The following is a 23,443-nucleotide window of genomic DNA, read 5'->3' on the forward strand; positions in this document are numbered from 1 at the left end:
CGCGTATTGCCTGAGTGCCAGCCGCTCAGGCTGCCGCGACGATGACGGGCAGGAGGAAGCCGAACAGGCCAGTGCACAGGCCCAGGGTGCAGGAGCGGCGCGGGGACCCGACGGCGAAGCCGATGACGGAGAGCGTGACCGCCAGGGCGCCGAAGATGACGGGGATTCCGGCTCCGATGTAGCCGGCGAACAGGGAGATGAGGCAGGCGAGGATGCCGAGAGCGGAAGAGGCGCCACCGTAGAGCGACGCGGGGCTGTCGGTTTGTCCGGTGGGCATGTCTTTGTCCTTGTCCTGGCTCCGTTGTGCGGGAACGGTATCCCGTGAGTCCCATCATGGCAGGCGCGGGTAGCGCGATCAGGGGTGTGCCCTTTGGTGCAGTGCCCGATCGGTCAATATCCGCTGATGCAATTTCTCCCTAGTGTGGCGCCGACCACATGAGACGCGAGACACGGGGAGAAGTCTGTGAAGCTGGACGGTCGTGCCCTGAAGTTGACATCACTGACTGTGTCCACTCTGGCACTCCTGGCGATCGAATTCCCGGCCTCCGCCTCACCGGAGCCTCACCCTCGCCCGGACGCCTCCGCCTTCTCCCTGTCTGCGGTGCGTGAGCACGGGCTGACGGACGTGAGTGGCTTCTCCCCCTCCAGCGCAACGGGACGCCTGCTCGACAACCAGGGATTCGCCGTTCTGCGGACCTCGTCGAGCCGTACGGCGGTGGTCGACCGCTCAATGACCGACCAGGGAATCACCGCCGCGACTGGCATCTCCTTCGTGGACATCTCCTGGCAGGGCTACGACCGGGAGGCCCGCTACGTTGTCAGCCGCGACGGCAAGGCCATCGCGTCGCTTGGCGCCGGAGTCACGTCCTTCCGCGACACCGGACTGCGGGCGGGCAGCCGCCACACCTACCGGGTCGCCCCCATCCTTCCCAAGGGTGGCAATCCGAAGGCCCGCGTATGGGGTATGCAGGTGTCCATCCCCATGGTCCGCGGCGGAGAGGGCCAGTTGAGCGCGCTGCGCCGGCAGGCAGTGCAGCAGGCGACGGCGGCGGCGGTCGCCAAAACCACCACGGTGACGTGGATGACGTTCATCCCCCAGAAGAAGATCAATGCGCCCAAGGCGGGCTGCGACTACGGGTCCAACTTCCAGTTCGGCGGTGACGGTCACGGTTATGACTGGAAGTCGTCGAAGTACCGCACGGTCCTGAACGCGATGATCACGTGGAAGTCGAAGAAGGTCGACGGCTACAAGGACATCGGTGCCAGCCATGTCTACGTCAAGAAGACGGGCAAGCTGGTCGCCACCAAGACCGCCTCCGGCAAGGACATGAAAGCCAAGAAGATGGGGTCGGGCGGCAACTACGTGGACGTCCGGCTTCTCACGCATGCCACGAACCCCTTCTGCAAGGGCTTGGGCGGCGTCAAGGGTGCGATCGACGGCGCTCTTTCGATGCACGTGACGACCGGCGGGAACTGGTCGATCATATCCGGCAAGCACCGGCTGATGCCGAACCATCACATATACATCTACAACGGCGGAAAAGTCACGGACATCTACAAGCGTAGCTACGCGAACGAGCTCTGCCTGATCGGCTCGGCGGCCTGCCCGGAGGCCGATCTCACGGGCTACTACGGCAAGTTCAAGTAACCGACTGTGCGCGCTGCGCAATGGGAGCCCTGCACCGTCCGGTGCGGGGCTTCGGCGCCGCCCTATTCGCCTGGCTGGCTGACAGGCCCCCTTTCGGTCCATGTCCTTATGGGCACCTGAAAGTCGCGTCGGTCAGAATGTTGTGAACGTCGTATGAGCTGGCAGGTAGGTTGGCCGGTGGCCGCCGCAGCAACCAGGCCACGGGGGTCTGCTGGGAATCGCGGCGTCCAGAAAGGGACCGGCATGACCACACGGTCCGACGCGGCAGACACCGCATGTTCCTACCGGCGAACCGGCCATGACCCGGAAGCCGGCGTCTGGCGGCTGAAGACCCTGACCGGCCGCGAAAGAGAGGTTCTTCTGTTGCTGGGCACGGGCCTGGGCAACCGGGAGCTGTCAAGGGAGCTGGGGATCGCCGAACGTACGGTGAAGGCGCACACCGCGAACATCGTGGCCAAGTTGGGACAGCAGACGCGGACACAGGCTGCGATCGTCTCTGCCCTGGTCCACGGCTCGCTGTGTACCGATCTGTCATGCTCCGGGCATCGCGGCAAGATCCCAGACTGCTGGCTTGAGTCTACTGTCGCCTGAGCTGAGGTGGCCGGGTCCGCCCACGGGCGGACCCGGCGTCGAACGTCAGTGGGCTGGCAGCAGGCCGAGCCCGGCGGCGAGGGCGGCTTCGCCGCGGACCAGCCGTGCTACGTCTTCGAAGTGCCCTTCCCGGGGCCGTCGTTGAAGGAGATTCAGCGGGGCTCAACCAGCAGTGGTGCCGCAACATCAAGAAGGTGAAGAGGCCGGCGTCAAAGCAGTCCAGGGTGAATACGAGGACGTGCCCGCCTTCTACGACATCTATGTGGAGACCGCCGAGCAGGACCGCTTCATTTCGAGTAATTGTCAAGATCTGGGGATCGATGGCTATGTGCGGTGTCCGGCTCGAAGAGGTTGCTGTTGGCGGTGACGGTGTGGGCATGCGGAAATTTGGGGTGCCGGAACCGGGCGCGCATCCCTACCCTCGGCCCCATGCGCGACGAATCCGCCCTGCTGAACGTCATCGATGTGGAAGCCACCTGCTGGGACGGGCAACCGCCGCCCGGCTCCGTGAACGAGATCATCGAGATCGGTCTCACCGTCGTGGACGTGTCGGCACGGCGCCGCGTGTCCCGGCACCGTGTCCTGGTTCGCCCCGCCCGGTCGGCGGTGAGCGACTTCTGCGCCGAACTGACCGGACTGACGCAGGCCGAGGTGGAACGGGGCGTCACCTTCGCCGAGGCATGCCGGATCCTCGTCGAGGAGTACGAGGTCGGTGAGCGCCCCTGGGCGAGCTGGGGCGAGTACGACCGCCGGCAATTCGCTCGGCAGAGCCAGGCCGACGGGGTGGCATACCCGTTCGGCTATCCAACGGAGCGCACCCACACCAACGCCAAGGCCGTATTCGCCGCAGCCTACGGGCTGCGCAAGAAACCCGGCATGGACCACGCCCTGCAGATCGCCGGACTGCCGCTCGAAGGACGCCATCACCGCGGCGAGGACGACGCGTGGAACATCGCCGCACTCGTCCTCGATCTTTTGGGCCGTGGTGCATGGCCAGTCACGGCCACAGCTCTTGGGCGATCGATTCCAAGGGTTCAGTGATCACTGCGCCTCACGGACGGCCTCCACCGCCTCCCGGACGTCCGGGTGCAGGTCGTCAGCGAGATCGTCCAGCAGCTCGGCGACCCCAGGGGTGGACCAGCGGGCGACCGCCCACACCAGGTCCTTTCGCACGCCGGGGTCGGGGTGGGCGGCAAGGCGGGTCAGCTGGGCAAGCGGGCCCCGTCGGCGCATACCGAACCAATGCAGTGCCTCCCGCAACATGGTCGGGTCCCCGGGGTCGCCGGCTGCCGCGACCCTGGCGAGCAGCACTCCGGCCGGTGGCGGCGGCCCGTCGAGCGGATGCGGCAGCCGCTCGCGCAGGCGCCGCGCCCCGTACTCTCCCCTCACCCGGCATCCGAAGCAGGTGCAGGGCCGGACGCCGTGCGCGCCCGGCCAGTACCGCCAGCCGACAACCTGTGGCGCGGTGCGGACCCGGTGTATTTCGCGCGGCCGGATCGCCCGAGGTACGAACACCTCCCACCCTCGCGGGTCGTCCAGTGCGGCGATCCGCCGCACCGCCTCGGCTGCGGGAACGGTGGACTGGGCGTCCCGCGTCCGGTCCGTATAGCGCCCGACCAGCACGTGCTGGTCGTCGTCCAGCCGTACATGGACGGCCACAAGCCCGCCCCGGCTGCCGAAACGGGCCAGTTCGCGCAGCCATTGGTGGGTGAGGGTGTACGACGGCAGCACGGGAAAGCAGTACACCCCGCGCACACTGCCTTGTCCCTGACTGACTGCCCGGATCCCGGACCGTCGGATGCGCTGTGCGTTCGCCGCCGACGCCAAGTGCACAAACATCGCCATGACCGGGCATGGTACTTGCACGGTTCCATGGGATCTTCAGGGAATGAAACGAAGAGGCGTCCAACATTCCTGTGTGGAACATGAGTTGGACATTTCGATGCGTCCGCGCATTCAGCGCTGCCTCGGCCGCCCGCCCGGCGCGTACCGCGCGTCGCCCGGCGCGCCGACCGCGGCGCCCGTCGGGGCGGCAGCGCCGTGACCGCCCGGAGCGGTGAGACGTTCGCGACCGGCCGGGCGGTGTCCGACATCGAGACGCTGCTCGCCGGGCCCGTACCGGCCGTGGGGCCGACGGCCGACGAGGGCGAGCCGGGCACCGGGGAGTGGTCCGCGACCGAGGGCGAGGGCTTCCGGATCCTGCCGCTCTGGGAGAGCGACGGCCTCGTGGGGGTGTACGGGCCCGAATGGAACGAGGCCGAGGAGGCCGCAACGGGCCATCTGGCCGACCTCGTGGGCGAGTTGGACCGTCGATGGGGTGGGCATCGGACGGCGGGCATGCGGGTGCCGATCTTCCGCGACCTCGCGGGCGAGCCCATGCCGCCGCTGTACCGGGCACTGTGCGACCGGGACTGTCTCGGTGATCTTGCGGTGTGGGGGCCGGTGGCCGGCCGATGGGTGGCGGTTTCCCTCAACCAGAGCGACGGCGACGCACCGATGGTCATCGTGGCCGTGGTCGCCGACCGCCCGGTCGTCGAGCTCGACGACCGGAGCACCCCGGCGGGGGAGCCGCCGCACGGAGGCGGGGAATGAGGAAGTCCGCTCCCGTGTTGTGCATCGGGAGCGGAGGGTGGCTCTGTGCTGCCCCGGCCGTAGTGACGAGAACACGGAGAGAAGAAGAGACATGCGCGTCGAGATCTGGAGCGACATCGCCTGCCCCTGGTGCTACATAGGCAAGGCCCGCTTCGAGAAGGGCCTGGCGGGGTTCGCCCACCGCGACGAGGTCGAGGTCGTGCACCGGTCCTTCGAGCTCGACCCGGGGCACGCCAAGGGCGACACCGCGCAGGTGATCGACATGCTGGCGCAGAAGTACGGCCGCACCCGCGAAGAGGCGCGGGCCATGGAGGCGAACGTCGCGGCCAACGCGCAGGCCGAAGGACTCGGCTACCTCACCGAGGGCCGTGACCACGGCAACACCTTCGACATCCACCGGCTGCTCCACCTGGCCAAGGCCCGCGGCCGTCAGGACGAGCTGCTGAACCGCGCCTACCGGGCGAACTTCGCCGAGGAGCGTTCCGTCTACGACGGTGACGTGCTGGTCGAGCTGGCCGTCGAGGCCGGGCTCGACGCCGATGAGGCACGCGCCGTTCTCGCCGACCCGGAGGCGTACGCCGCCGAGGTGCGGGCCGATGAGCGCGAGGCGTCCGAGCTGGGGGCGAACGCGGTGCCGTTCTTCGTGTTCGACCGGCGGTACGGGATCTCCGGCGGTCAGCCCGCCGAGGTCTTCACCCAGGCGCTCGAACAGGCGTGGAAGGACCGGCCGCTGACCGTGATCGGCGGCGACGCCGCGGCCTGCGACGCCGATGGTGCCTGCGAGGTCCCGCAGACGGGAAACGGCGCCTGAGAGCCTGCGGGCAGACTGGCGATTGCCCGGCCCGGCGGCGGCGCCCGAACGGGTCCGCGAGCCGGGCGGTGCGGTTGACCGCAGGGCCCGTGGGCGGGCGGCGGCGTCGCCTGCGCGGCCCGTACGCCGGGGGGCGACGTCCGACGGTCCGTCCTGAGCCGCATGCATGAGCATGAGACCGACCGGCGAATGGGGGCGGCGTCGCGGGGCTGGGCACGCGCATCTGCGGCGTTGTCGTCGGTCGACAACTCCCCCATAGCCCGAAAGGCATGGGAGGGGCCCCCTCCGCGTTGCCTCCCTCCTCCGCCTTGCAGCCGCACGCACCCAGCCCCGCTCCCTATGTGCTGGTCGGCCTTACTCGGGTGCACCCCTTGATCCGTGGTGATTGACGATGAATCAAGGGGGCTCCAGGCTGGGCTCATGGAGACTACTTCGCTCAGCCGTGCGGTGGCCGACGAGTTCGCGCCGGAGACCACCTACCTCAACACCTCCAGCTGCGGACTGCTGCCCCGGCGCACGGTGGCGGCGGTCGGGGCGCTCGCCGGGGCGCTCGCCACGGGGCACAGGAACGGTTCCGGTGACTTCGAGGCGGTGGACGCCGCCCGTGCCGGGTTCGCCCGCCTCGCCGGAGTCGACGCCGACCGGGTCGCCATCGGCAGCTCGGTCTCCGTGCACGTCGGGCTGATCGCGGCCTCGCTGCCGCCGGGGGCCGAAGTCGTCACGCCCGAGGGGGAGTTCAGCTCCGTCGTCAGTCCGTTCGCGGTGCGCGGCGATCTCAGGATGCGCTATGTCCCGCTGGACGGGCTGGCCGAAGCGGTACGGCCCGGCACCGCGCTGGTCGCCCTTTCCTCCGTGCAGTCCGCCGACGGCCGGATCGCCGATCTGGACGCGGTACGCGAAGCGGCTGCCGCCCACGGCGCCCGGACACTGCTCGACGCCACCCAGTCGGCCGGCTGGCTTCCGCTGGACGCCGGGGCGTACGACTACACGGTCACCGGCGGCTTCAAGTTCCTGCTCTGTCCGCGGGGCGCGTCGTTCCTCACCGTCACCGAGGAGGCCCAGCGCGGCCTGCCCGCCGTCTTCGCCGCGTGGGCCGCCTCCGACGGCCCCTGGAACAGCATGTACGGCCCGGTCGGGCGGCTCGCCCCGAGCGCCCGCCGCTACGACGAGCCGCCCGCCTTCCTCTCGTACCACGGTGCCGAGCGCTCCCTCGCACTGCTGGGCGAGGTCGGGATCGACGCCGTGCATGCCCACGCCACCGGTCTCGCGGCCCGCATGCGGGCGGGGCTGGCCGGAATCGGGCACGAGGCGGTGCCGGGGGAGTCGGCGATCGTCGCCGTGCCCGGACTCGGCGGGCGGGCGCCGGAGTTGGCGCGGGCCGGAGTGATGGTCTCGGACCGGGCCGGCAGTCTGCGCGCGGCTTTCCACCTGTACAACACGGAGGCGGATGTGGACCGGGCCCTGGACGTGCTCTCGGGCTGAGCCCGCCCGGATGCCGGGGGGTCAGCGGCGCTCGGGGCAGTCCGCGGTCTCCTGGCAGAGGTTCGCCTCGACCTTGCCGAGCAGCCGCGCCAACTCCTCGCGCTCGGCCGCGTCCAGTCCGGCGAGGGTGTGCTCCTCCAGATTCGTCCAGGCCCGCTCGACGGCGGTGTGCAGCGCACAGCTGTCGTCGGTGGCCTCGACCAGGACGGCCCGGCGGTCGTCCGGGTCGGGGGAACGGCGGACGTGCCCGGTCTGTTCGAGGCGCTGGAGCATCTTGGTGACGGTGGACGGGTCGAGGTCCATGGTCTTGATCAGCTCGGACTGGCGCACCGCACCCGCGTCCCACAGGTACATCATCAGGAACTCCTGGCCGGGGTAGAGCCCGAGCCCCTTGAGCAGTTTGCCCGCGGTGATCCGGTGCAGCCGGGCGACCCGTGAGACGGCATGGCTGACAGGACCGCCGAGGGCGGCGCTCGGCAGGTCGGTACAGGCGGGATCGGCCTTCATCGGGACTCCTCGGGATGGTGCCGGGCCGGCGCTCCCGGCGGTGCGGGGCGGGCCGGAAGCGTGGATCCGGGTACTTTCTGCGAACTTTACCTTGGTCGGCCAATTAATGGGCTACAGTGGCGCACACGGAAAATAGTTGGCCGACCATGTAAATTTTCTGGGAGCTCTCATGACCACCGCTTTCGACCCGATCGACCTGTCCGGCACCCGGCTCACCAACCGCATAGCGATGGCTCCGATGACCCGCAGCCGGGCCGGCGAGGGCGGTACCGCCACGGATCTCGTCGTCGAGTACTACGCCCAGCGCGCGTCGGCGGGCCTGATCATCACGGAGGGCATCCAGCCGTCGGTGGTGGGGCAGGGCTACCCCGACACCCCGGGACTGCACAGCGCGGAGCAGATCGCGTCCTGGCGCAAGGTCACCGACGCGGTGCACGCGGCGGGCGGCCGGATCTTCGCCCAGCTCATGCACGCGGGCCGGATCGGCCACCCGGTCCTGCTGCCGGACGGACTCACCCCGGTCAGCGCCTCCGCGGTCAAGCCCGCCGGTCAGCTCTACACCGGCGCGGGACTGGAGGACTTCACCACCCCGCGCGAACTGACCGGCGACGAAGTGCGGCAGACCATCGCCGACTACGCGACGGCCGCCCGCAACGCGATCGACGCCGGCTTCGACGGGGTCGAGCTGCACGGCGCCAACGGCTACCTCATCCACCAGTTCCTCTCGCCCAACACCAACCTGCGCGACGACGAGTGGGGCGGCTCCGAGGAGGCCCGCATCCGGTTCGCCGTCGAGGTGGTCAAGGCCGTCGCCGCCGAGATCGGCGCGGAGCGGACCGGGCTGCGCATCTCGCCCGGAAACACGTACAACGACATCGACGAGCCCGTGCTGGACTCCGTCTACACCGCGCTGGTGCGGGAGATCGAGCCGCTCGGCCTCGCCTATCTGCACGTCCTGGAGGCGGCGGAGATCCGCGAGCTGACCCTCGCGCTGCGCAAGCAGTTCTCCGGCACGTTCGTTCTCAACGTGCTGTCGGACGGGCCGACCGGGCCGGACGACCACTCGGTGATCGACGACGGGATCGCCGACATCATCTCGTACGGCGCCCTGTTCATCGCCAACCCGGACCTGCCCGCCCGACTGAAGGCCGGCGGCCCGTTCAACACCCCGGACACGTCGACCTTCTTCGGCGGGGACGCGAAGGGGTACATCGACTACCCGGCCCTGGACGCCGATCGCTCCTGAGACCGGGAGGCGCACCAGGGCCCTTCGTTCGGATCAGGCCGGGCTCGCGTGCCCCGCTCCCTCATCCGGCCCGATCCGAACGAAAGGCCCTAAGGGCTGTCCCGTGATCCCCGGCGGGCACGCGACGACAGCTACGGCACCTCGCCGCGTTGTCGGAACGTCCACATACATATCCGGTATGCGGACGCCCCTCCGCCTTGCGATGCACCGCATCCGACGCCGCGCGCTGCTCCACCGCGGATCACGGGACAGCCCTTAGTCCAGCGGCGCGCTGTGCCACTTCCACGACGTGACCCGCGGCCGGCCGGGCAGCTCGGCGCGGCCGGTGGCCCAGAGCAGGACGGCCCACCGGTCGGCGTCCTTCGGCGCGTCCGGGAACAGCCGGGCCAGCACCCGGTCGCAGAGGTCGGCGGGCGGTGCCCAGGCGATGTCCAGGCTGGCGGCGAGGTCCTGCGTGTGCACCAGGGTCTCCACGATGCCCATGGCGGCGAAGCCCTCCGGGTCGGACACCCCGTAGGAGTGGTACGAGCGGACCTCCGGCGAGGCCGTCCGCACCATCGCCGTGAGCAGCGCGCCGTTCGCCTCCAGTGTCTGGAGCAGTCCGGCCGGTCCGGCCGACGGGTCCGCGAAGACCGCGTTCGCCGGACCGCCCTCGCGAGTGGCTCCCCAGCGGTACGGCATGTACGCGTCCAGTGCCGGCCGCCGCGGGCCCAGCTGGGCGGCGTAGGAGAAGAGGTCGTCGCTCAGGTGCTCCGCGGTCTCCCAGCAGTTCCACTCCAACGACCCGGCCGGGACGAGCCAGTCGTCCACCGGGGACTCCCGGAGCGCGTCGACCGCGAGACGGACCGCGGTGGTCACGTCGTCGGCGGTGACCGGCAGCCGGGTTCCGGTCAGCGACGCCCGCTCCGCCGCGCTGCACTCCACGCAGAACTCGTTGCCCTCCGGGTCGGCCAGCGTCGCCCAGCCCCGGCCGTCGGGCTTGCGGTGGTCGGCCACGAGGGTGGCGCCCAGGCCCAGCAGCCGCTCCACTTCCTCGTCGCGAGCGCGGTCCTGCGGCTGTATGTCCAGGTGCAGACGGTTCTTGGTGCCCTTGGGCTCCGGCACCGTGATGAACAGCAACGCGGCGCCGGGGGCTTCGACGAGCGCCTCGGGATCGCCGGGGGCGTCCTCGTCGGAGAGCGGGGCGTCGAGTACGCGGGACCAGAAGCCGGCGAGCTCGTAGGCGTCGGCGCAGTCGATCGTGATGTGACGGACGAGTGAAGTCATGGGCCCCACTCTTGCCGCAGGCAGCCGCCGCGGTCCACCGAGTTCGGAGCGGGGTGGGGCGACGGACGCCGCCCCACCCCGCTCCGGCCCTCACCTCATCTCACCGGCGTGAAGTCGCGCGCCCCGATGAACTCCGGACGCCGCGCCGGAGCCGCGAAAGGCTCCTCGGCGGCGTTCTCCACGCTGTTGAAGACGATGAAGACATTGCTGCGCGGGTAGGGGGTGATGTTGTCCCCCGAGCCGTGCATGCAGTTGCAGTCGAACCAGGTGGCCGAACCCGGCCTGCCCGTGAAGAGCTTGATGCCGTGCCGGTCCGCCAGCTTCGTCAGCGCCTCGTCGGACGGGGTGCCGGCGTCCTGCATCCTCAGGGACTTCTTGTAGTTGTCCTTCGGTGTCCCGCCCGCACAGCCGAGGAACGACTTGTGCGAACCGGGCATGATCATCAGCCCGCCGTTGGTGTCGTGGTTCTCGGTCAGCGCGATCGACACGGACACCGCCCGCATGTTCGGCAGACCGTCCTCGGCGTGCCAGGTCTCGAAGTCCGAGTGCCAGTAGAAGCCCGAGGCACCGAAGCCCGGCTTGACGTTGATCCGCGACTGGTGGACGTACACGTCCGAGCCGAGGATCTGCCGGGCCCGGCCCACCACGCGCTCGTCGCGGACCAGCCGGGCGAAGACCTCGCTGATCCGGTGGACGTCGAAGACCGACCGCACCTTCTGCGACTTCGGCTCCACGATCGAGCGCTCGTCGGCCCGCACCGCGGGATCGGTGATCAGCCGCTCCAGTTCGGCGTGGTGGACGGCGACCTCGTCCGGCGTGATCAGCTGGTCGACGGTGAGGAACCCGTCGCGCTCGAAGCCCTGCAGGTCCTTCACGGAGACCGGCCCCGGGGCTCCGGGCGGGGACCAGATGACCGGGTCCTGGCGGGGAGTGGTCATCTCGGCCGCACCGCGTGTGGGGTACAGATCGGCGCGTACATCGGTGGTCATGGTTCAGCCCTCCTCGGTCAGCAGGGGATAGACACCGTTCTCGTCGTGCTCCTCCCGTCCGGTGACCGGAGGGTTGAAGACGCAGACGCAGCGGAAGTCGGTCTTCGGCCGCATGGTGTGGTGCTCATGGCCGTCCAGCAGGTACATCGTGCCGGGGGTGATCCAGTGCTTCTCGCCGGTCTCGTCATTGGTGAGCTCGGCCTCGCCCTCGACGCACAGGACGGCCTCGATGTGGTTCGCGTACCACATCGACGTCTCGGTGCCCGCGTACATCGTGGTCTCGTGGAGCGAGAAGCCCACCTTCTCCCGGGCGAGCACGATGCGCTTGCTCTCCCAGGTTCCGGAGGCGGCCTTCACATGCCGGTCGGTGTTCTCGATGTCACTGAACGATCGGACGATCACGGTGGGTCGGTGCCTTTCTCTCTGTGGCGGTGCTCGTGGTGCGTACCTGTCCGGGACGGGAGGGCCCGGACAGGTGGTCAGGCGGTCTCGCGGACCGCGCGGGCCAGCGTCCGCAGGCCCTCGTCCAGCTCCTCGGGAGTGGTGGTCAGCGGCGGCAGCAGCTTCACGACCTCGCTCCGCGGACCGGAGGTCTCGACCAGGAGCCCCAGCTCGAAGGCGCGGGCGCAGACGGCGGCGGCGCGCGACGTGTCGGTGAACTCCACGCCCCAGACCAGGCCGCGGCCCCGGAACCGCGCACCCAGCCGGGCGTGTTCGTCGCAGATCGCGAGCAGCGCCTGCTCGATCTGCTCGCCCCTGGTCAGGGTCTGCTTCTCCATCTGCCCGTCCGCCCAGTAGGCGTCCAGCGCGGCGGCGGCCGTGACGAACGCCGGGTTGTTGCCGCGGAAGGTGCCGTTGTGCTCGCCCGGTCCCCAGATGTCCAGCTCCGGCTCGAACAGGCAGAGCGACATGGGCAGTCCGTAGCCGCTGATGGACTTCGACAGGGTGACGATGTCGGGGGTGACGCCGGCCTCCTCGAACGAGAAGAACGCCCCTGTGCGCCCGCAGCCCATCTGGATGTCGTCGACGATCAGGAGCATGTCGCGGCGGTGGCACAGATCGGCGAGCGCCCGCAGCCACTCGGGGCGCGCCACATTGATGCCGCCCTCGCCCTGCACCGTCTCGACGATCACGGCGGCGGGCTTGTCGAGACCGGATCCCTGGTCCTCCAGGAGCCGTTCGAACCAGAGGAAGTCGGGCACTCTGCCGTCGAGGTAGTTGTCGAAGGGCATCGGGGTGCCGTGCACCAGCGGGATACCCGCCCCGGCCCGCTTGAAGGCGTTGCCGGTGACGGCCAGCGAACCCAGCGACATGCCGTGGAAGGCGTTGGTGAACGAGACGATCGACTCGCGCCCCTTCACCTTGCGGGCCAGCTTCAGCGCCGCCTCGACGGCGTTGGTGCCGGTCGGGCCGGGGAACATCACCTTGTACGGGAGGTCGCGCGGGCGCAGCACGTTGTTCTGGAAGGACTCCAGGAAGGCGCGCTTGGCGGTGGTGGCCATGTCGAGGCCGTGGGTGATGCCGTCGCGCTCGATGTAGTCGATCAGCGCGCGTTTCAGCACGGGATTGTTGTGGCCGTAGTTGAGAGAGCCCGCGCCGGCGAAGAAGTCGAGGTAGCTGTGGCCGTCCTCGTCGGTCAGACGGGAGCCCTGCGCACGGTCGAACACCGCGGGCCAGCCGCGGCAGTAGCTCCGTACCTCCGACTCCAGGGTCTCGAAGACACTCAGTGCGGGCGGGGTGATGGTCACAGGGGGATCTCCTGCTTGAGGGGGGTGTGACGGACGACGGTGCGGGGGTGCGGGGGCTCGGGAACGGAGCGGCCGGGGCAGGCGGACACGGTGGCGGCCGACGCGCCCGGAGACGGAACAGCGGACGCGCTCAGGTGTGGAAGGGACCGATGCGGTACAGCACTTCCGGCAGATGCGTTCCCTCGGGGAACAGTTCGCCCTCGAAGAGCACTTCGCGTTCCAGGGCGACGTCGTGGCGCTGCGCGTAGGAGGTGAACAGCCGGTCCGACGCGGTGTTGTCCGGGGTGACGGTCGTCTCGACCGAGGCCAGCCCCTGTGCGGCGGCGACCCGCGAGGTCAGTGCGTCCAGCAGCCTTCCCGCCAGTCCGGTCCCGCGGCGGCCGTGGTCGACGGCCACCTGCCAGACGACGAGGGTCCCGGGGCGGTCCGGCCGGAGGTATCCCGTCACGAAGGCGATGGGTTCGCCGGTCTCGTCGCGGGCGACCACGGAGGTCTCCGCGAAGTCACGGCACCACAGCAGGTAGCTGTACGAGGAGTTGAGGTCCAGGACCTCGGAGTCGCGGGCGATGCGCCAGATCGCGGCCCCGTCCTCCACTCGTGGGGTGTCGATGGTGAGAAATTCGCTTCGGGCACGTGCAAAATCTGCTGGTGCGGCGGTCATGCGAATTGAATTTACCCAGCAAATTCTCAAATTGCATCGACGCAAGGGGTTGGGCGGGGTGATCCGTCGTGTTATCACGCGGGCGCGTGCGCCAGTGCGATCCGGCTGCGTTTTCTACCGTTTTGGTGGTTATTTATCCGGCATAGCGGTCGCGTTGTGGAGTCGGTCACAAGGTCGTAACTCTCCTGTGGCGCAACGGAATTGCGTGGATCGGTCGCGAGTCGGACGCCGGAAAACTCAGGTGTTTAGGGGTCGGCAAAGCGGGCAGAAGAATGCGGGGAGCTGCTCTGAATGGAGCAGCTCCCCGCATTTGTGGAATATTGATGTCCCGGAGTGGATCTACTCGCTCGGCCAGGTTTCCGAAACGGCTTTGCGGGCAGCTTCGAAGTCGACCTGCCGGCCCGCATCGGCCAGCGCCGCCCCCAGAGCCGCGAGCGAGGACCGCACCGCGCCCCGCGTCGCATCCACACCGTAGTGATTGACCCGGATCATCTCCTTGGACAGCGCCCCGCCACCCGCGATCAGCGGCAGCGACGGGTCGGCCGCGAGCGCCCGCGCGACCAGCTCCGCGGCGTCGACCCCCGCGGGGGCGCGCAGCGTGGTCGCGACCGGTGCCGCCTCCTTCGCCTCGTGCACGTACGGCGACAGCCCGCCGCCGAGAGCCACCGCGCCGGCACGGGTCGCCGCGGCGGCCGAGGCGTGCCGGGCCGTCAGCGCGTCCAGGCCCTCGGTCTCGATCCGCTCCACACAGGCCTCCAGGGCCAGCATCTCCAGCTGGGCGGGGGCGTGCAGCAGCGCCTTGCGGCCGCCGTCGATCCAGCGCTCCTTCCAGTCCAGGAGCGAGAGGTACGAGCGGCGCGGGGCCTCGGGGTTGGCGGCGATCCGCTCCCAGGCCCGTTCGCTCACCGACACCGCCGAGACCCCGGCCGGGCCGCCCATCGCCTTCTGCGCGCCGATCACGCAGAGGTCGACGCCCCACACGTCCGGCAGCAGCGGCTCGGCGCCCACCGAGGCGACGGCGTCCAGCATGAACAGGGCCCCGTGCGAACGGACCACCTCACCGATCTCGGCGACCGGATTGGTGTTGCCCGTCGCCGCCTCGGCGTGCACCAGGGAGACGAAGTCGATCTCCGGGTGCTCGGCCAGCGCCCGCGCGACCTGGTCGGCGGTGACCGCCGTGTGGAACGGAACCGCCAGATCGACCACATTGGCACCGCAGTCCCGCAGCCAGTTCCCGAAGGTCTGCCCGTACGGGCCGGTGACGACGTTCAGCGCGGTCGAGCCGGGCCGGGCGCTGCCCCGGATGCAGCCTTCGAGGGGGAGCAGCGCCTCGCCCTGCATGATGACGACGTCCTGCTCGGTGGCGAGGAGGCCGGCCACCCGCTTCTCGATGGCCGCGAAGCGCGCGGCGGTGAGCGGGGCGAGGTCGAGGAAGGGGTGCGTCACGGTGGTGCTCTCTTCGGATCGGCTCGGCGCGGCGCGGGTGCCGCGTACGGACGGGGTTTGTCTCGAAGCGTACCCAGGGGGCCGCACCCCGCCTCGTACAGTGCTGCTCATGAGTGATCACACGGCACCGCGGGTGCTGCACGTGAAGGGGCGGGTGCTCGTCGGTCCCGAGGACGTCCGGGACGAGCTCTGGGCCGTCGACGGACGGATCTCGTACGAAAGGCCGGCCGGCGCGGACGACGCGGTGACCGTCACCGGCTGGGCGCTGCCGGGCCTGGTCGACGCGCACTGCCACGTCGGGCTCGACCATCACGGCGCCGTCGACGCGGCCACCAGCGAGAAGCAGGCCCTGGCCGACCGGGAGGCAGGTGCGCTGCTGCTGCGGGACGCGGGTTCGCCGGCCGACACCCGGTGGATCGACGACAGGGAGGACCTGCCGAAGATCATCAGGGCCGGCCGTCACATCGCCAGGCCCCGCAGGTACACCCGGAACTACGCCCACGAGATCGAGCCCGACGAACTGGTCGCGTACGTCGCGCAGGAGGCGCGCCGGGGTGACGGCTGGGTGAAGCTGGTCGGTGACTGGATCGACCGGGAGGTGGGTGACCTGACCGCCCTCTGGCCGCGTGAGGCGGTCGAGGCGGCCATCGCCGAGGCGCACCGGCTCGGTGCCCGGGTCACCGCGCACTGCTTCGCCGAGGACTCGCTGCGCGACCTCGTCGAGGCCGGGATCGACTGCATCGAGCACGCCACCGGGCTGACCGAGGACACCATTCCGCTCTTCGCCGAGCGCGGTGTCGCGATCGTCCCGACCCTGGTGAACATCGCCACGTTCCCCTCGCTCGCGGCGGGTGGCGACGCCAAGTTCCCCCGCTGGTCGGCGCATATGCGGCGGCTGCACGAGCGGCGCTACGACACCGTGCGCGCCGCGTACGACGCAGGGATTCTGGTCTTCGTCGGCACCGACGCGGGCGGGGTGCTCGCCCACGGGCTGGTGGCGGACGAGGTCGCCGAGCTGGTGAAGGCGGGCATCCCGGCCCTGGACGCGCTGTCCGCGACCACCTGGGGCGCGCGTCGGTGGCTCGGGCGGCCGGTGCTGGAGGAGGGCGCTCCGGCGGACCTGGTGGTGTACGACGAGGATCCGCGGGCGGACGTACGGGTGCTGGCGGCGCCGCGACGGGTGGTGCTGAACGGGCGGGTGATCGGCTGAGAGCCTGTCGGATCGCGGGGCCGCTCCGGCCCGGGGGCGTCGCGTTGACAGGCAGTTACCGCGTCCCCGCCGCGTCGTTGAACCATCTTCGCGCGCACCCCGGCGCAGTCGGCCTCCGAGCCCTCCACGCTCGGCGGATCGGGTGACTGCGAGGAACGAACGTACCGAGATATTCGAATACAAACGCGAAAACCCCCCTTTGGGGTGAACTCACGTCAGGTGTCTGCCAGTTCACCCTCCGTGCGTAAAGCTTTCGGGGTCGAGGTCACCGGTGCCCGCGATGTCCCCCATTGGACGGCGCCGGTGGCTCCATGTCTCATGTGGGGGTTCCACCATCTTGAACAGCAATACCTTCCGCCTGGCCGCCCTGGCGGTCGCCGTCGCTCCCGTCGCCCTGCTGGCCGCGGCCCCGGCGCACGCCGCCGCCGCGACCACCACGACCACCGGCGACGGGAAGGCGAGCGCGGTCGTGCTCCGTACCGCACTCGACGTCTCGCTCCTGAACAAGACGATCGATGTGCCGCTCAAGGCCACGCTCAACGAGGTGCAGGCGCCCGCCAGCGCCGACCGGACCGCGCTGAGCGTCCGGCTCGACGGGGTGGACGACGGACGGCCGTTCAGCGTCCTGAGCGCCGATGTGGCCACCGCGAGGGCCACCGTCGGCAAGCACAAGGCCGAGGGGTACAGCAATGTGGCGAAGGCCCGTGTGCATGTGCCCGGACTGCCGCTGCTCTCGCTGATCGAGGTCGAGCAGGTCACCTCCAAGGCGGTCTGCGAGGTGGGCAGGAAGCCGGTCGCCGAGTCGAACGTGCTCGGGCACGTGACGATCCTCGGCAAGCGGATCAGCCTCGCCGCGGGCGGTACCACACAGGTGAAGGTGCCGGGCGTCGGAGAGGTGACCCTCGACCTGTCGAAGACGCACACCACCTCGCGCACCGCCGCGGCGGCAGCGCTCCAGCTGAAGGTCTCCGTCAATCCGCTCAAGCTCAATGTCGCCGATGTGCAGGGCGAGGTCACGCTCGCCGAGGCGACCTGCGAGACGCCGAAGGGGGAGCCGGGCGGCGGTGACAACGGCGGCTCCGGCAACGGCGGTTCGACCGGTGGTGGCTCCAGCGACGGCGGCTCCGGCAACGGCGGTTCCACCAGTGGTGGCTCCAGCGACGGCGGCTCCGGCAACGGCGGGACCAGTGGCGCGAACACTTCCGGCGGCGGCAGCACGGGCGGCGATGTGAAGCCCCAGACCGGCACCGGCCACGCCCCCGACTCCAACCTCGCGGAGACGGGCGGCAGTTCGGCGACCCCGTACATCGCGGGCGGCGCGGCCCTGCTGCTGGCCGTGGGCGCCGGGGCGATGGTCATGGCCAGGCGGCGCGCCCAGGACTGAGCCGCTCGGCTCGGGGCTCGGGGCCCGGGGCGCGAGGGGGCGCCCGTGGGCCAGGGGGGGCGGGGAGCGGCGTTCGCGCAACGGAACGCCGCTCCCCGCGAGCCGTCGGCTCAGAGCCTGTCGGGTGACCTCGGATCGGATCGCGGGCGCGGTCTGGTGCGTGCGATTCCAAGGCGGAGGACGGAGTCGACGCGGAGCGTCGGCGACCGACGACAACGCGGGAAGCGTGCGCGCCAGGGCGTGACCGCCCGGTCCGAGGTCACCCGACAGGCTCTCAGCGCGTGACCGCGGCCAGCGTCTGCAGCGCCTGGTCGAGCGCCTGCAGGAAGCGATTGGTCGTCGCACGGTCGCGTACCGCCAGCCGCAGCCACTGCGGACCGAGCCCCGGAAACGTATCCCCACGCCGCGCCGCGAACCCCAGCGCCCGCAACCGCTCCCGTACCTCGTCGGCCCCTTCCAGGCGCACCAGCACGAACGGCGCCTCGGCCGGCTCCATCACCCGCACTTCGGTGAACTCCCTCAGCCCCGCGACCAGATGGGCCCGGTCCACCGCGATCCGCTCCGCCGCGGCGGCCGCCTCGGCCAGGGCCCGCGGCTCCACGCACGCCTCGGCCGCAGCCAGCGCCGGGGCCGACACCGGCCACAACGGCTGCGCCTTCGCCAGCACGCGGATCGTCTCCGGGGCGGCCAGTACGTAACCGATCCGCAGCCCCGCGAGCCCCCAGGTCTTGGTGAGACTGCGCAGCACCACGAGCCCGGGGACGTCCGTACGCCCGCACAGCGCCTCGCGCTCGCCCGGCACCGCGTCCATGAACGCCTCGTCGACGACCAGCGTCCGCCCGGGACGCGCCAGTTGCTCCAGCACCGCCGCCGGATGCAGGACCGACGTGGGGTTGGTCGGATTGCCGACCACCACCAGATCCGCGTCCTCGGGCACGGCCGCCGGATCCAGCCGGAAGCCGTCCTCGGCCGACAGCAGTACCCGCCGCACCTCGTGCCCGGCCGCGCGCAGCGCCGACTCCGGCTCGGTGAACTGCGGATGGACCACGACCGGACGGCGGGCCGGCAACGCCCGTGCGATCAGCACGAACGCCTCCGCCGCCCCCGCCGTCAGGAGCACGCGCTCCGTCGGAAGCCCGTGCCGGGCCGCGACCGCCGCCCGCGCCGGACGCCCGTCCGGGTAGGCGGCGAGCGTGCCCAGCGATGCAGCAATCCGCGCCCTCAGCCAGGCCGGGGGCGTATCCGCCCGTACGTTGACGGCGAGATCGGTCAGATCCCGTCCCCGTCCCCGTACTTCCGCGTCACCGTGGTGCCGCAGATCGTGCGTGCCCGCGCTTGCCGCGTCGGGACTTTCAGTGGGAGTGTGCATGACCGCCGTGGGGGTGGTGGTGATGATGGCCGTCGTCGTCGGGGTGGAAGTGCGGCTGCTGCGGCAGCCCCACCTTGTCCTCGAAGCCCGGCAGCGCGATCCGGTACACGCATGAGTCGCAGTTCATCCGCAGATCGCCCTCGACGGCCTCCCGGTAGCGCTCCATGACCAGGTCGTACAATTCCTCGGCCGCACCGATGACTTCGGCCGAGCGGACATCGAGCTCCGGGTGGGCGGCGGCCCACTCCTCGGTCTGATGACGCACCCGGTCCGGCAGGATGCCGGTGAAGAGGAAGTACGGCAGAACGACTATGCGCCCGGCACCCAGCTTCACGCAACGGTCGAGACCGGACGGTACGTCCGGGGCCGCGAGCGAGACGAACGCCGTCTCCACCCCCGCGTAGCCACGGCCCTCCCAGAACAGCCGCGCCGCCTTGTGCACCTCGGCGTTGGCGTCCGGGTCGGTCGAACCGCGCCCGACCAGCAGCACCGTCACCTCGGACCGGTCGGTGTCGCCGAGCACCGCGTCGACCCGGCGCTCCAGCACCTTCAGCAGCGCCGGGTGCGGGCCGAGCGGGCGGCCGTAGGTGTAGGAGATGCCGGGGTGACGCTCCTTCTCACGGGCCAGCGCCGCCGGAATGTCCCCCTTGGCGTGCCCGGCCGACACCAGCATCAGCGGCACGGCGGCGAAGCGCTTCACACCGCGCTCGACCAGCTCGGTCACGGCGTCGCCGAGCGGCGGCGGGGACAGCTCGATGAAGCCGCCCGCGACGGACAGTTCGGGGTGGCGCTCGCCCAGCTCGGTCACGAAGTCACGGAACGCCGCGGCCCCGCCCTCGTCCCTGGTGCCGTGTCCGGCGATGAGCAGTGCGGGCCGGTCGGACGTGGTGGTCACAGGTTCTCCTCGGTGTTCGTGGGGGGTACGGGGTGGTACAGCAGGGCGTTCAGGGCGGCGGCGGCGACCGCCGAGCCACCCTTCTCGGACACATTGCTCACGGCGGGCAGGCCGCTCTCGCGCAATGCCGCCTTCGACTCGGTCGCGCCGACGAAGCCGACCGGAAGCCCGATGACGAGCGCGGGCGCGGTGTCGAGGACGAGCAGTTCCTCCAGTGCGGTCGGCGCGTTGCCGATCACCCAGATCGCGCCGGGCCCGACCTGTTCGTACGCGAGCCGGATCGCGTGTGCCGAACGGGTCAGCCCGGGAGCGGACCTGGCCTCCTTGAGACGGCACACGGTCTCGCGGCGAGTGATGCCCGCCGCGACCATCTCCACGTCGGTGACGACCGGAGCGCCGGCGTGCAGCGCCGCGTGCGCGACGACGAGCGACGCCTCGTCGCAGACCAGGTCCGTCGCGTACGCCGGATCCGCCGCGGAGTGGATGACCCGCTCCACGACGGCCCGGGTCAGCGGGGGGAAGTGCGAGGTGTCCAGACGGGCGCGCAGCCGCCGGTACGACTCCTGCTCGATGGGGTGGACGGTTCTCTCCCAGGGCCGGTTCACTCGGCTCCCTCCTGTGCCGGGGCCGCGGTGGCCGACTGCCAGCGGTAGCCGCGCGGCGTCACCATGCGGCCGGCGATCTCCCGGGTGGCCGTGTTGCCCACCGTGACGACCGTCATCATGTCCACCGTCGCCGGGTCCAGAGCCGCCAGTGAGGTCACCCGGCTGCTCTCGTCGGGGCGCGAGGCATTGCGTACGACACCGACCGGAGTGGCCGCCTCCCGGTGCCCGGACAGGATCGACAGGGCCTTCGGGAGCTGCCAGTCACGGCCCCGGCTGCGCGGGTTGTAGAAGGTCACGATGATGTCGGCCTCGGCCGCGGCCCGTACCCGGCGCTCGATGACCTCCCACGGCGTGTGCAGATCGGAGAGGCTGATCGACACATGGTCGTGGCCCAGTGGGGCGCCGAGGATCGCGGCGGCCGCCAGCGCGGCCGTCACGCCCGGCACACCCACCACGTCGATGTCGGCACCGGCCTCGGCGAGCGCGGGTGACGCCATCGCGTACACGCCCGCGTCACCGCTGCCGATCAGTGCCACCGCATGCCCCTTGCGCGCCTCGGCGACCGCGGTGCGGGCCCGCTCCTCCTCGGCGCCCAGCCCCGACTCCAGGACCGTGGTGCCGGGCCGCAGCAGGTCCCGGATCTGGTCGACGTACTGGTCGAGCCCGACCAGCACCGAGGCCCGTCGCAGCTCCTCACGGGCGCGCGGCGTCAGCAGATCGCGTGCGCCGGGGCCGAGACCGACGACGGCCAGGCGCCCGCGCGGGGCCCGGCGCACCACCGCACACGTGGCCATCGCGGCCCGCCCCTCCACGGGGTTCGACTTCCGCTTCGGTACGAGGAGTTCGCCCCCCGCGGCGAGTGCGGCGGCCTCCGCGACGGAGGGTGTCCCGACGGCGGCGAGCGGCGCGTCGGACGGATTGGGCACCTCGACACGGGCCAACTCGTCCGCGGCGTACGTCCGCAGCGGCACGCCGAGCTGCGAGGCCGCGGCGACGATCCCCGGCTCGTCCGCCTTCGCGTCGACCGTCACCAACTCCGCGATGCTCAGCGGCGACAGCCCGGCCTCGCGCAGAGCGTCCCGGATCAGCCCGAGGACCTCCTCGGCCGGAGCGCCCTTGGACGCGCCGACCCCGACGGCGAGTGACGCGGGCCGCAACACAGCGGTCCGCGACCCGAGTTCCACGATCCGGTCGGTGACACGCAGCACCGCACCACCCCCGGCGCCGGGGGAGACACTCGCCGGCAACGGCGGCAACGGCCACACCGCATCAGCACGCAGCTCCACCCACGCCCCGTCGAGCATCGCGCGCGACACCCCCGCCACGTCGCCCTCCACGGGCAGGCCCAGCATGTCCAGCCCCGGCACCCCCGTCGCGTCCGTCGCCGTCGTCACGACCGGCGCCGCGCCCAGCACCTCACCGACCGCCCCGGCCAGCGCGTTCGCCCCGCCGCCGTGCCCGCCGAGCAGCGCCACCGCATGGCGTCCCGCCTCGTCGACGCAGACGACACCCGGGTCCGAGGCCTTGTCCGACAGCAGCGGCGCCAGCAGCCGCACCACGGCCCCCGTCGCCAGGAAACACACCAGCTGCTCGCACTCGGCGAACGCCCGCTGCACGGCCTCGCGCACCGGTCCCTCGTAGACCACGGTGCGGCCGGGCCAGGCCGCGGCCAGCCGGTCGCGGGCGACGGTGCCCGCCGCCGTGGCGGAGATCAGGCCGATCACTGGGTTGCTCCTTCACTTGCACGGACCGCGGGGCGGGTGCCCCACAGCAGAAAGACCGGGTTGGTCGCGGCGAGCCGCGTCACCTCACCGGGCAGCGGCGCCAGCCGGGAGGACTGCAGCAGCACGCCCTCGGGCACGAGCCCGGCACCGGCCAGCGCCGCCCGGACCTCGGGCACCCGGTCCAGCGCCGCCAGCGCCACCACCACCGAGCGCCGCGCCCGCCGGGCGCACGCCGTCACGATGGCGGGCAGCTCACGCCCGCCGCCCCCGACGAACACCGCGTCCGGGTCGGGCAGAGCGTCGAGCACGGCGGGCGCGGAGCCGTGCACCGCGCGCACATACACCGCGTGCGCGGCCGCGTTCGCCCTGATCCGCTCGACCCCGTCCGGGGTCTTCTCCACGGCGACGGCGGCCGCGCCGAGCCGCGCGCACTCCACCGCGACCGAACCCGAACCCGCACCGATGTCCCACACCAGGTCACCGGTGCGCGGCCCCAGCCGGGCCAGCGCCAGCGCCCGCACCTCGAACTTGGTGATCATCGAGTCGCGGTGCTCGAACTCCGTCTCGTCCAGCGCCCATCCGCCCGGCCCCGCGGGCGGCCCCGCGACGGTCCGTACCGGGGAGAGCACCCGGGACTCGTCCAGGCACAGCACCACACTCACCGGATCCGGCCAGTCGCGGGCCATCGCCTCGGCAGGGGTCAGCCGCTCGACGCGCTCCCGCTCCGGATCGCCGAGCGCCGTCGCCACGACCAGGGTGCGCCCCTCGGCACCGTGCACCAGCCCGGCCGCCAGCTGACCGGGCCCGGCGCCGGGCCCGGTCAGGACGGCCACCTTCGGGTGCGCCAGACACGCGTTCACCGCGGTACGCGGATCACGGCCGTGCGCACTGACCACGACCGAGTCGTCCCAGGCCAGCCCGAGCCGGGCGAACGCGACCGCGACGGAGGGCGAACCCGGCCGCACATCGAGCGCGCTCGCCCCGAAACGCTCCGCCAGCGCCCGTACGACCCCGAAGAACCCGGGGTCACCGGAGGCCAGCACGATCACCCGCGCCCCGCCCCCGTGCGCATGCTCCGCGATCCGGTCGAGCGCCGGCGCCAGCGGGCCGAGCACGATGCGCTCGACCTGCTCCGGCAGCCCCGCGGCTTCCAGATGACGCCGGGCGCCGACCACCAACGTGGCCGAGGCCAGCGCGTCCTGGGCATCGGAACCGAGCGGCTGACCCGTCCCCGTACCGAAGACCCGGATCGGCGCGGTCCCCATGCCG

23 protein-coding genes and 1 pseudogene are annotated in these 23,443 nt (G+C 71.2%); 10 read left to right on the plus strand and 14 right to left on the minus strand.

All coding sequences use genetic code 11. From position 1 onward, the window contains the following. Nucleotides 1-25 precede the first annotated feature (25 nt). The gene (locus ACIQCZ_RS23220) at nucleotides 26-277 is read right to left on the minus strand and encodes a hypothetical protein (protein ID WP_361455749.1); all 252 of its coding nucleotides are present in this window, start codon (nucleotides 275-277) and stop codon (nucleotides 26-28) included. 228 nt (nucleotides 278-505) lie between these two features. Here ACIQCZ_RS23220 and ACIQCZ_RS23225 point away from each other — a divergent pair, with 228 nt between their 5' ends. The 4 genes and pseudogenes from ACIQCZ_RS23225 (at nucleotide 506) to ACIQCZ_RS23240 (ending at nucleotide 3,280) form a co-directional block, all read left to right on the plus strand. Beyond that, nucleotides 506-1,648, plus strand: coding sequence for a hypothetical protein (locus tag ACIQCZ_RS23225; protein ID WP_402284598.1), 1,143 nt, complete (start codon nucleotides 506-508; stop codon nucleotides 1,646-1,648). A gap of 243 nt (nucleotides 1,649-1,891) precedes the next feature. After that, the gene (locus ACIQCZ_RS23230; RefSeq protein ID WP_402284599.1) at nucleotides 1,892-2,239 is read left to right on the plus strand and encodes a LuxR C-terminal-related transcriptional regulator; all 348 of its coding nucleotides are present in this window, start codon (nucleotides 1,892-1,894) and stop codon (nucleotides 2,237-2,239) included. A gap of 45 nt (nucleotides 2,240-2,284) precedes the next feature. Continuing rightward, nucleotides 2,285-2,531, plus strand: a pseudogene (locus tag ACIQCZ_RS23235) (peptidoglycan bridge formation glycyltransferase FemA/FemB family protein); the annotation flags it as partial. A gap of 137 nt (nucleotides 2,532-2,668) precedes the next feature. After that, the gene (locus tag ACIQCZ_RS23240; RefSeq protein ID WP_402284600.1) at nucleotides 2,669-3,280 is read left to right on the plus strand and encodes an exonuclease domain-containing protein; all 612 of its coding nucleotides are present in this window, start codon (nucleotides 2,669-2,671) and stop codon (nucleotides 3,278-3,280) included. On the opposite strand, the gene ACIQCZ_RS23245 is transcribed toward ACIQCZ_RS23240, so the two are convergent. Beyond that, a complete protein-coding gene (locus ACIQCZ_RS23245; protein ID WP_402284601.1) occupies nucleotides 3,281-4,084 on the minus strand; it encodes a HEAT repeat domain-containing protein in 804 nt (267 codons plus the stop codon). It lies immediately after the preceding gene. 195 nt (nucleotides 4,085-4,279) lie between these two features. On the opposite strand from ACIQCZ_RS23245, the gene ACIQCZ_RS23250 reads away from it, so the two are divergent. The 3 genes from ACIQCZ_RS23250 to ACIQCZ_RS23260 all read left to right on the plus strand — a co-directional run bounded on the left by ACIQCZ_RS23250 (nucleotide 4,280) and on the right by ACIQCZ_RS23260 (nucleotide 7,124). After that, complete coding sequence (locus tag ACIQCZ_RS23250) at nucleotides 4,280-4,831, plus strand: hypothetical protein (RefSeq protein ID WP_402284602.1); 552 nt, start codon at nucleotides 4,280-4,282, stop codon at nucleotides 4,829-4,831. Nucleotides 4,832-4,922: 91 nt separating this feature from the next. Further along, nucleotides 4,923-5,642, plus strand: a complete 720-nt coding sequence (locus ACIQCZ_RS23255; RefSeq protein WP_402284603.1) for a DsbA family oxidoreductase — start codon at nucleotides 4,923-4,925, stop codon at nucleotides 5,640-5,642. Nucleotides 5,643-6,062: 420 nt separating this feature from the next. Then, entirely contained in the window at nucleotides 6,063-7,124 is a 1,062-nt protein-coding gene (locus tag ACIQCZ_RS23260) for an aminotransferase class V-fold PLP-dependent enzyme (protein ID WP_402284604.1), read from the plus strand. Nucleotides 7,125-7,145: 21 nt separating this feature from the next. On the opposite strand, the gene ACIQCZ_RS23265 is transcribed toward ACIQCZ_RS23260, so the two are convergent. Continuing rightward, nucleotides 7,146-7,631, minus strand: a complete 486-nt coding sequence (locus ACIQCZ_RS23265; protein ID WP_402284605.1) for a MarR family winged helix-turn-helix transcriptional regulator — start codon at nucleotides 7,629-7,631, stop codon at nucleotides 7,146-7,148. Nucleotides 7,632-7,800: 169 nt separating this feature from the next. On the opposite strand from ACIQCZ_RS23265, the gene ACIQCZ_RS23270 reads away from it, so the two are divergent. Beyond that, nucleotides 7,801-8,877: an alkene reductase gene (locus tag ACIQCZ_RS23270; RefSeq protein WP_402284606.1), complete on the plus strand. Its 1,077-nt coding sequence runs from the start codon at nucleotides 7,801-7,803 to the stop codon at nucleotides 8,875-8,877. A gap of 255 nt (nucleotides 8,878-9,132) precedes the next feature. On the opposite strand, the gene ACIQCZ_RS23275 is transcribed toward ACIQCZ_RS23270, so the two are convergent. The 6 genes from ACIQCZ_RS23275 to ACIQCZ_RS23300 form a co-directional block, all read right to left on the minus strand. Next, a complete protein-coding gene (locus ACIQCZ_RS23275; protein WP_402284607.1) occupies nucleotides 9,133-10,143 on the minus strand; it encodes a VOC family protein in 1,011 nt (336 codons plus the stop codon). A 95-nt stretch (nucleotides 10,144-10,238) separates the two neighbouring features. Further along, nucleotides 10,239-11,132 carry an ectoine hydroxylase gene (thpD, locus tag ACIQCZ_RS23280; protein WP_402284608.1) on the minus strand — a complete coding sequence of 298 codons (894 nt, stop codon included), beginning with the start codon at nucleotides 11,130-11,132 and terminating at the stop codon, nucleotides 10,239-10,241. A 3-nt stretch (nucleotides 11,133-11,135) separates the two neighbouring features. Next, a complete protein-coding gene (locus ACIQCZ_RS23285) occupies nucleotides 11,136-11,534 on the minus strand; it encodes an ectoine synthase (protein ID WP_376210064.1) in 399 nt (132 codons plus the stop codon). 77 nt (nucleotides 11,535-11,611) lie between these two features. After that, nucleotides 11,612-12,880: a diaminobutyrate--2-oxoglutarate transaminase gene (ectB, locus tag ACIQCZ_RS23290; protein WP_402284609.1), complete on the minus strand. Its 1,269-nt coding sequence runs from the start codon at nucleotides 12,878-12,880 to the stop codon at nucleotides 11,612-11,614. Nucleotides 12,881-13,010: 130 nt separating this feature from the next. Continuing rightward, on the minus strand, nucleotides 13,011-13,475 hold the full coding sequence (gene ectA / locus ACIQCZ_RS23295; RefSeq protein ID WP_402284685.1) for a diaminobutyrate acetyltransferase: 465 nt from the start codon (nucleotides 13,473-13,475) through the stop codon (nucleotides 13,011-13,013). Between the two features lie 405 nt (nucleotides 13,476-13,880). Next, nucleotides 13,881-14,987: a pyridoxal-phosphate-dependent aminotransferase family protein gene (locus tag ACIQCZ_RS23300; protein WP_402284610.1), complete on the minus strand. Its 1,107-nt coding sequence runs from the start codon at nucleotides 14,985-14,987 to the stop codon at nucleotides 13,881-13,883. Between the two features lie 133 nt (nucleotides 14,988-15,120). On the opposite strand from ACIQCZ_RS23300, the gene ACIQCZ_RS23305 reads away from it, so the two are divergent. Continuing rightward, nucleotides 15,121-16,197, plus strand: coding sequence for an amidohydrolase family protein (locus ACIQCZ_RS23305; protein ID WP_402284686.1), 1,077 nt, complete (start codon nucleotides 15,121-15,123; stop codon nucleotides 16,195-16,197). 337 nt (nucleotides 16,198-16,534) lie between these two features. After that, complete coding sequence (locus ACIQCZ_RS23310) at nucleotides 16,535-17,581, plus strand: SCO1860 family LAETG-anchored protein (protein ID WP_402284611.1); 1,047 nt, start codon at nucleotides 16,535-16,537, stop codon at nucleotides 17,579-17,581. A gap of 274 nt (nucleotides 17,582-17,855) precedes the next feature. Here the strand turns inward: ACIQCZ_RS23310 and cobC are convergent, their stop codons facing one another. Genes cobC through cbiE form a run of 5 tightly spaced genes read right to left on the minus strand, consistent with a single transcriptional unit; the run spans nucleotide 17,856 to nucleotide 23,439 of the window. Next, nucleotides 17,856-18,950 carry an Rv2231c family pyridoxal phosphate-dependent protein CobC gene (cobC, locus tag ACIQCZ_RS23315; RefSeq protein WP_402284612.1) on the minus strand — a complete coding sequence of 365 codons (1,095 nt, stop codon included), beginning with the start codon at nucleotides 18,948-18,950 and terminating at the stop codon, nucleotides 17,856-17,858. Next, nucleotides 18,934-19,845 carry a sirohydrochlorin chelatase gene (locus ACIQCZ_RS23320; RefSeq protein ID WP_402284613.1) on the minus strand — a complete coding sequence of 304 codons (912 nt, stop codon included), beginning with the start codon at nucleotides 19,843-19,845 and terminating at the stop codon, nucleotides 18,934-18,936. The genes cobC and ACIQCZ_RS23320 overlap by 17 nt, the downstream gene beginning before the upstream one ends. Beyond that, nucleotides 19,842-20,450, minus strand: coding sequence for a precorrin-8X methylmutase (locus ACIQCZ_RS23325; protein WP_391739819.1), 609 nt, complete (start codon nucleotides 20,448-20,450; stop codon nucleotides 19,842-19,844). The genes ACIQCZ_RS23320 and ACIQCZ_RS23325 overlap by 4 nt, the downstream gene beginning before the upstream one ends. Next, entirely contained in the window at nucleotides 20,447-22,174 is a 1,728-nt protein-coding gene (gene cobJ, locus ACIQCZ_RS23330; RefSeq protein ID WP_402284614.1) for a precorrin-3B C(17)-methyltransferase, read from the minus strand. The genes ACIQCZ_RS23325 and cobJ overlap by 4 nt, the downstream gene beginning before the upstream one ends. Next, on the minus strand, nucleotides 22,171-23,439 hold the full coding sequence (gene cbiE, locus ACIQCZ_RS23335) for a precorrin-6y C5,15-methyltransferase (decarboxylating) subunit CbiE (RefSeq protein ID WP_402284615.1): 1,269 nt from the start codon (nucleotides 23,437-23,439) through the stop codon (nucleotides 22,171-22,173). Before cbiE ends, cobJ begins: the two co-directional genes overlap by 4 nt. Nucleotides 23,440-23,443 lie beyond the last annotated feature (4 nt).

Source organism: Streptomyces sp. NPDC093149, from assembly GCF_044754145.1.
Classification (GTDB): Bacteria; Actinomycetota; Actinomycetes; order Streptomycetales; family Streptomycetaceae; genus Streptomyces.

Bases quoted from the DNA above. Each gene is read 5' to 3' on its own strand.
- ACIQCZ_RS23220 (WP_361455749.1), bottom strand. From the start codon at position 277: ATGCCCACCGGACAAACCGACAGCCCCGCGTCGCTCTACGGTGGCGCC.
- ACIQCZ_RS23230 (WP_402284599.1), top strand. From the start codon at position 1,892: ATGACCACACGGTCCGACGCGGCAGACACCGCATGTTCCTACCGGCGA.
- ACIQCZ_RS23240 (WP_402284600.1), top strand. From the start codon at position 2,669: ATGCGCGACGAATCCGCCCTGCTGAACGTCATCGATGTGGAAGCCACC.
- ACIQCZ_RS23245 (WP_402284601.1), bottom strand. From the start codon at position 4,084: ATGGCGATGTTTGTGCACTTGGCGTCGGCGGCGAACGCACAGCGCATC.
- ACIQCZ_RS23255 (WP_402284603.1), top strand. From the start codon at position 4,923: ATGCGCGTCGAGATCTGGAGCGACATCGCCTGCCCCTGGTGCTACATA.
- ACIQCZ_RS23260 (WP_402284604.1), top strand. From the start codon at position 6,063: ATGGAGACTACTTCGCTCAGCCGTGCGGTGGCCGACGAGTTCGCGCCG.
- ACIQCZ_RS23265 (WP_402284605.1), bottom strand. From the start codon at position 7,631: ATGAAGGCCGATCCCGCCTGTACCGACCTGCCGAGCGCCGCCCTCGGC.
- ACIQCZ_RS23270 (WP_402284606.1), top strand. From the start codon at position 7,801: ATGACCACCGCTTTCGACCCGATCGACCTGTCCGGCACCCGGCTCACC.
- ACIQCZ_RS23275 (WP_402284607.1), bottom strand. From the start codon at position 10,143: ATGACTTCACTCGTCCGTCACATCACGATCGACTGCGCCGACGCCTAC.
- thpD (WP_402284608.1), bottom strand. From the start codon at position 11,132: ATGACCACCGATGTACGCGCCGATCTGTACCCCACACGCGGTGCGGCC.
- cobC (WP_402284612.1), bottom strand. From the start codon at position 18,950: ATGCACACTCCCACTGAAAGTCCCGACGCGGCAAGCGCGGGCACGCAC.
- cbiE (WP_402284615.1), bottom strand. From the start codon at position 23,439: ATGGGGACCGCGCCGATCCGGGTCTTCGGTACGGGGACGGGTCAGCCG.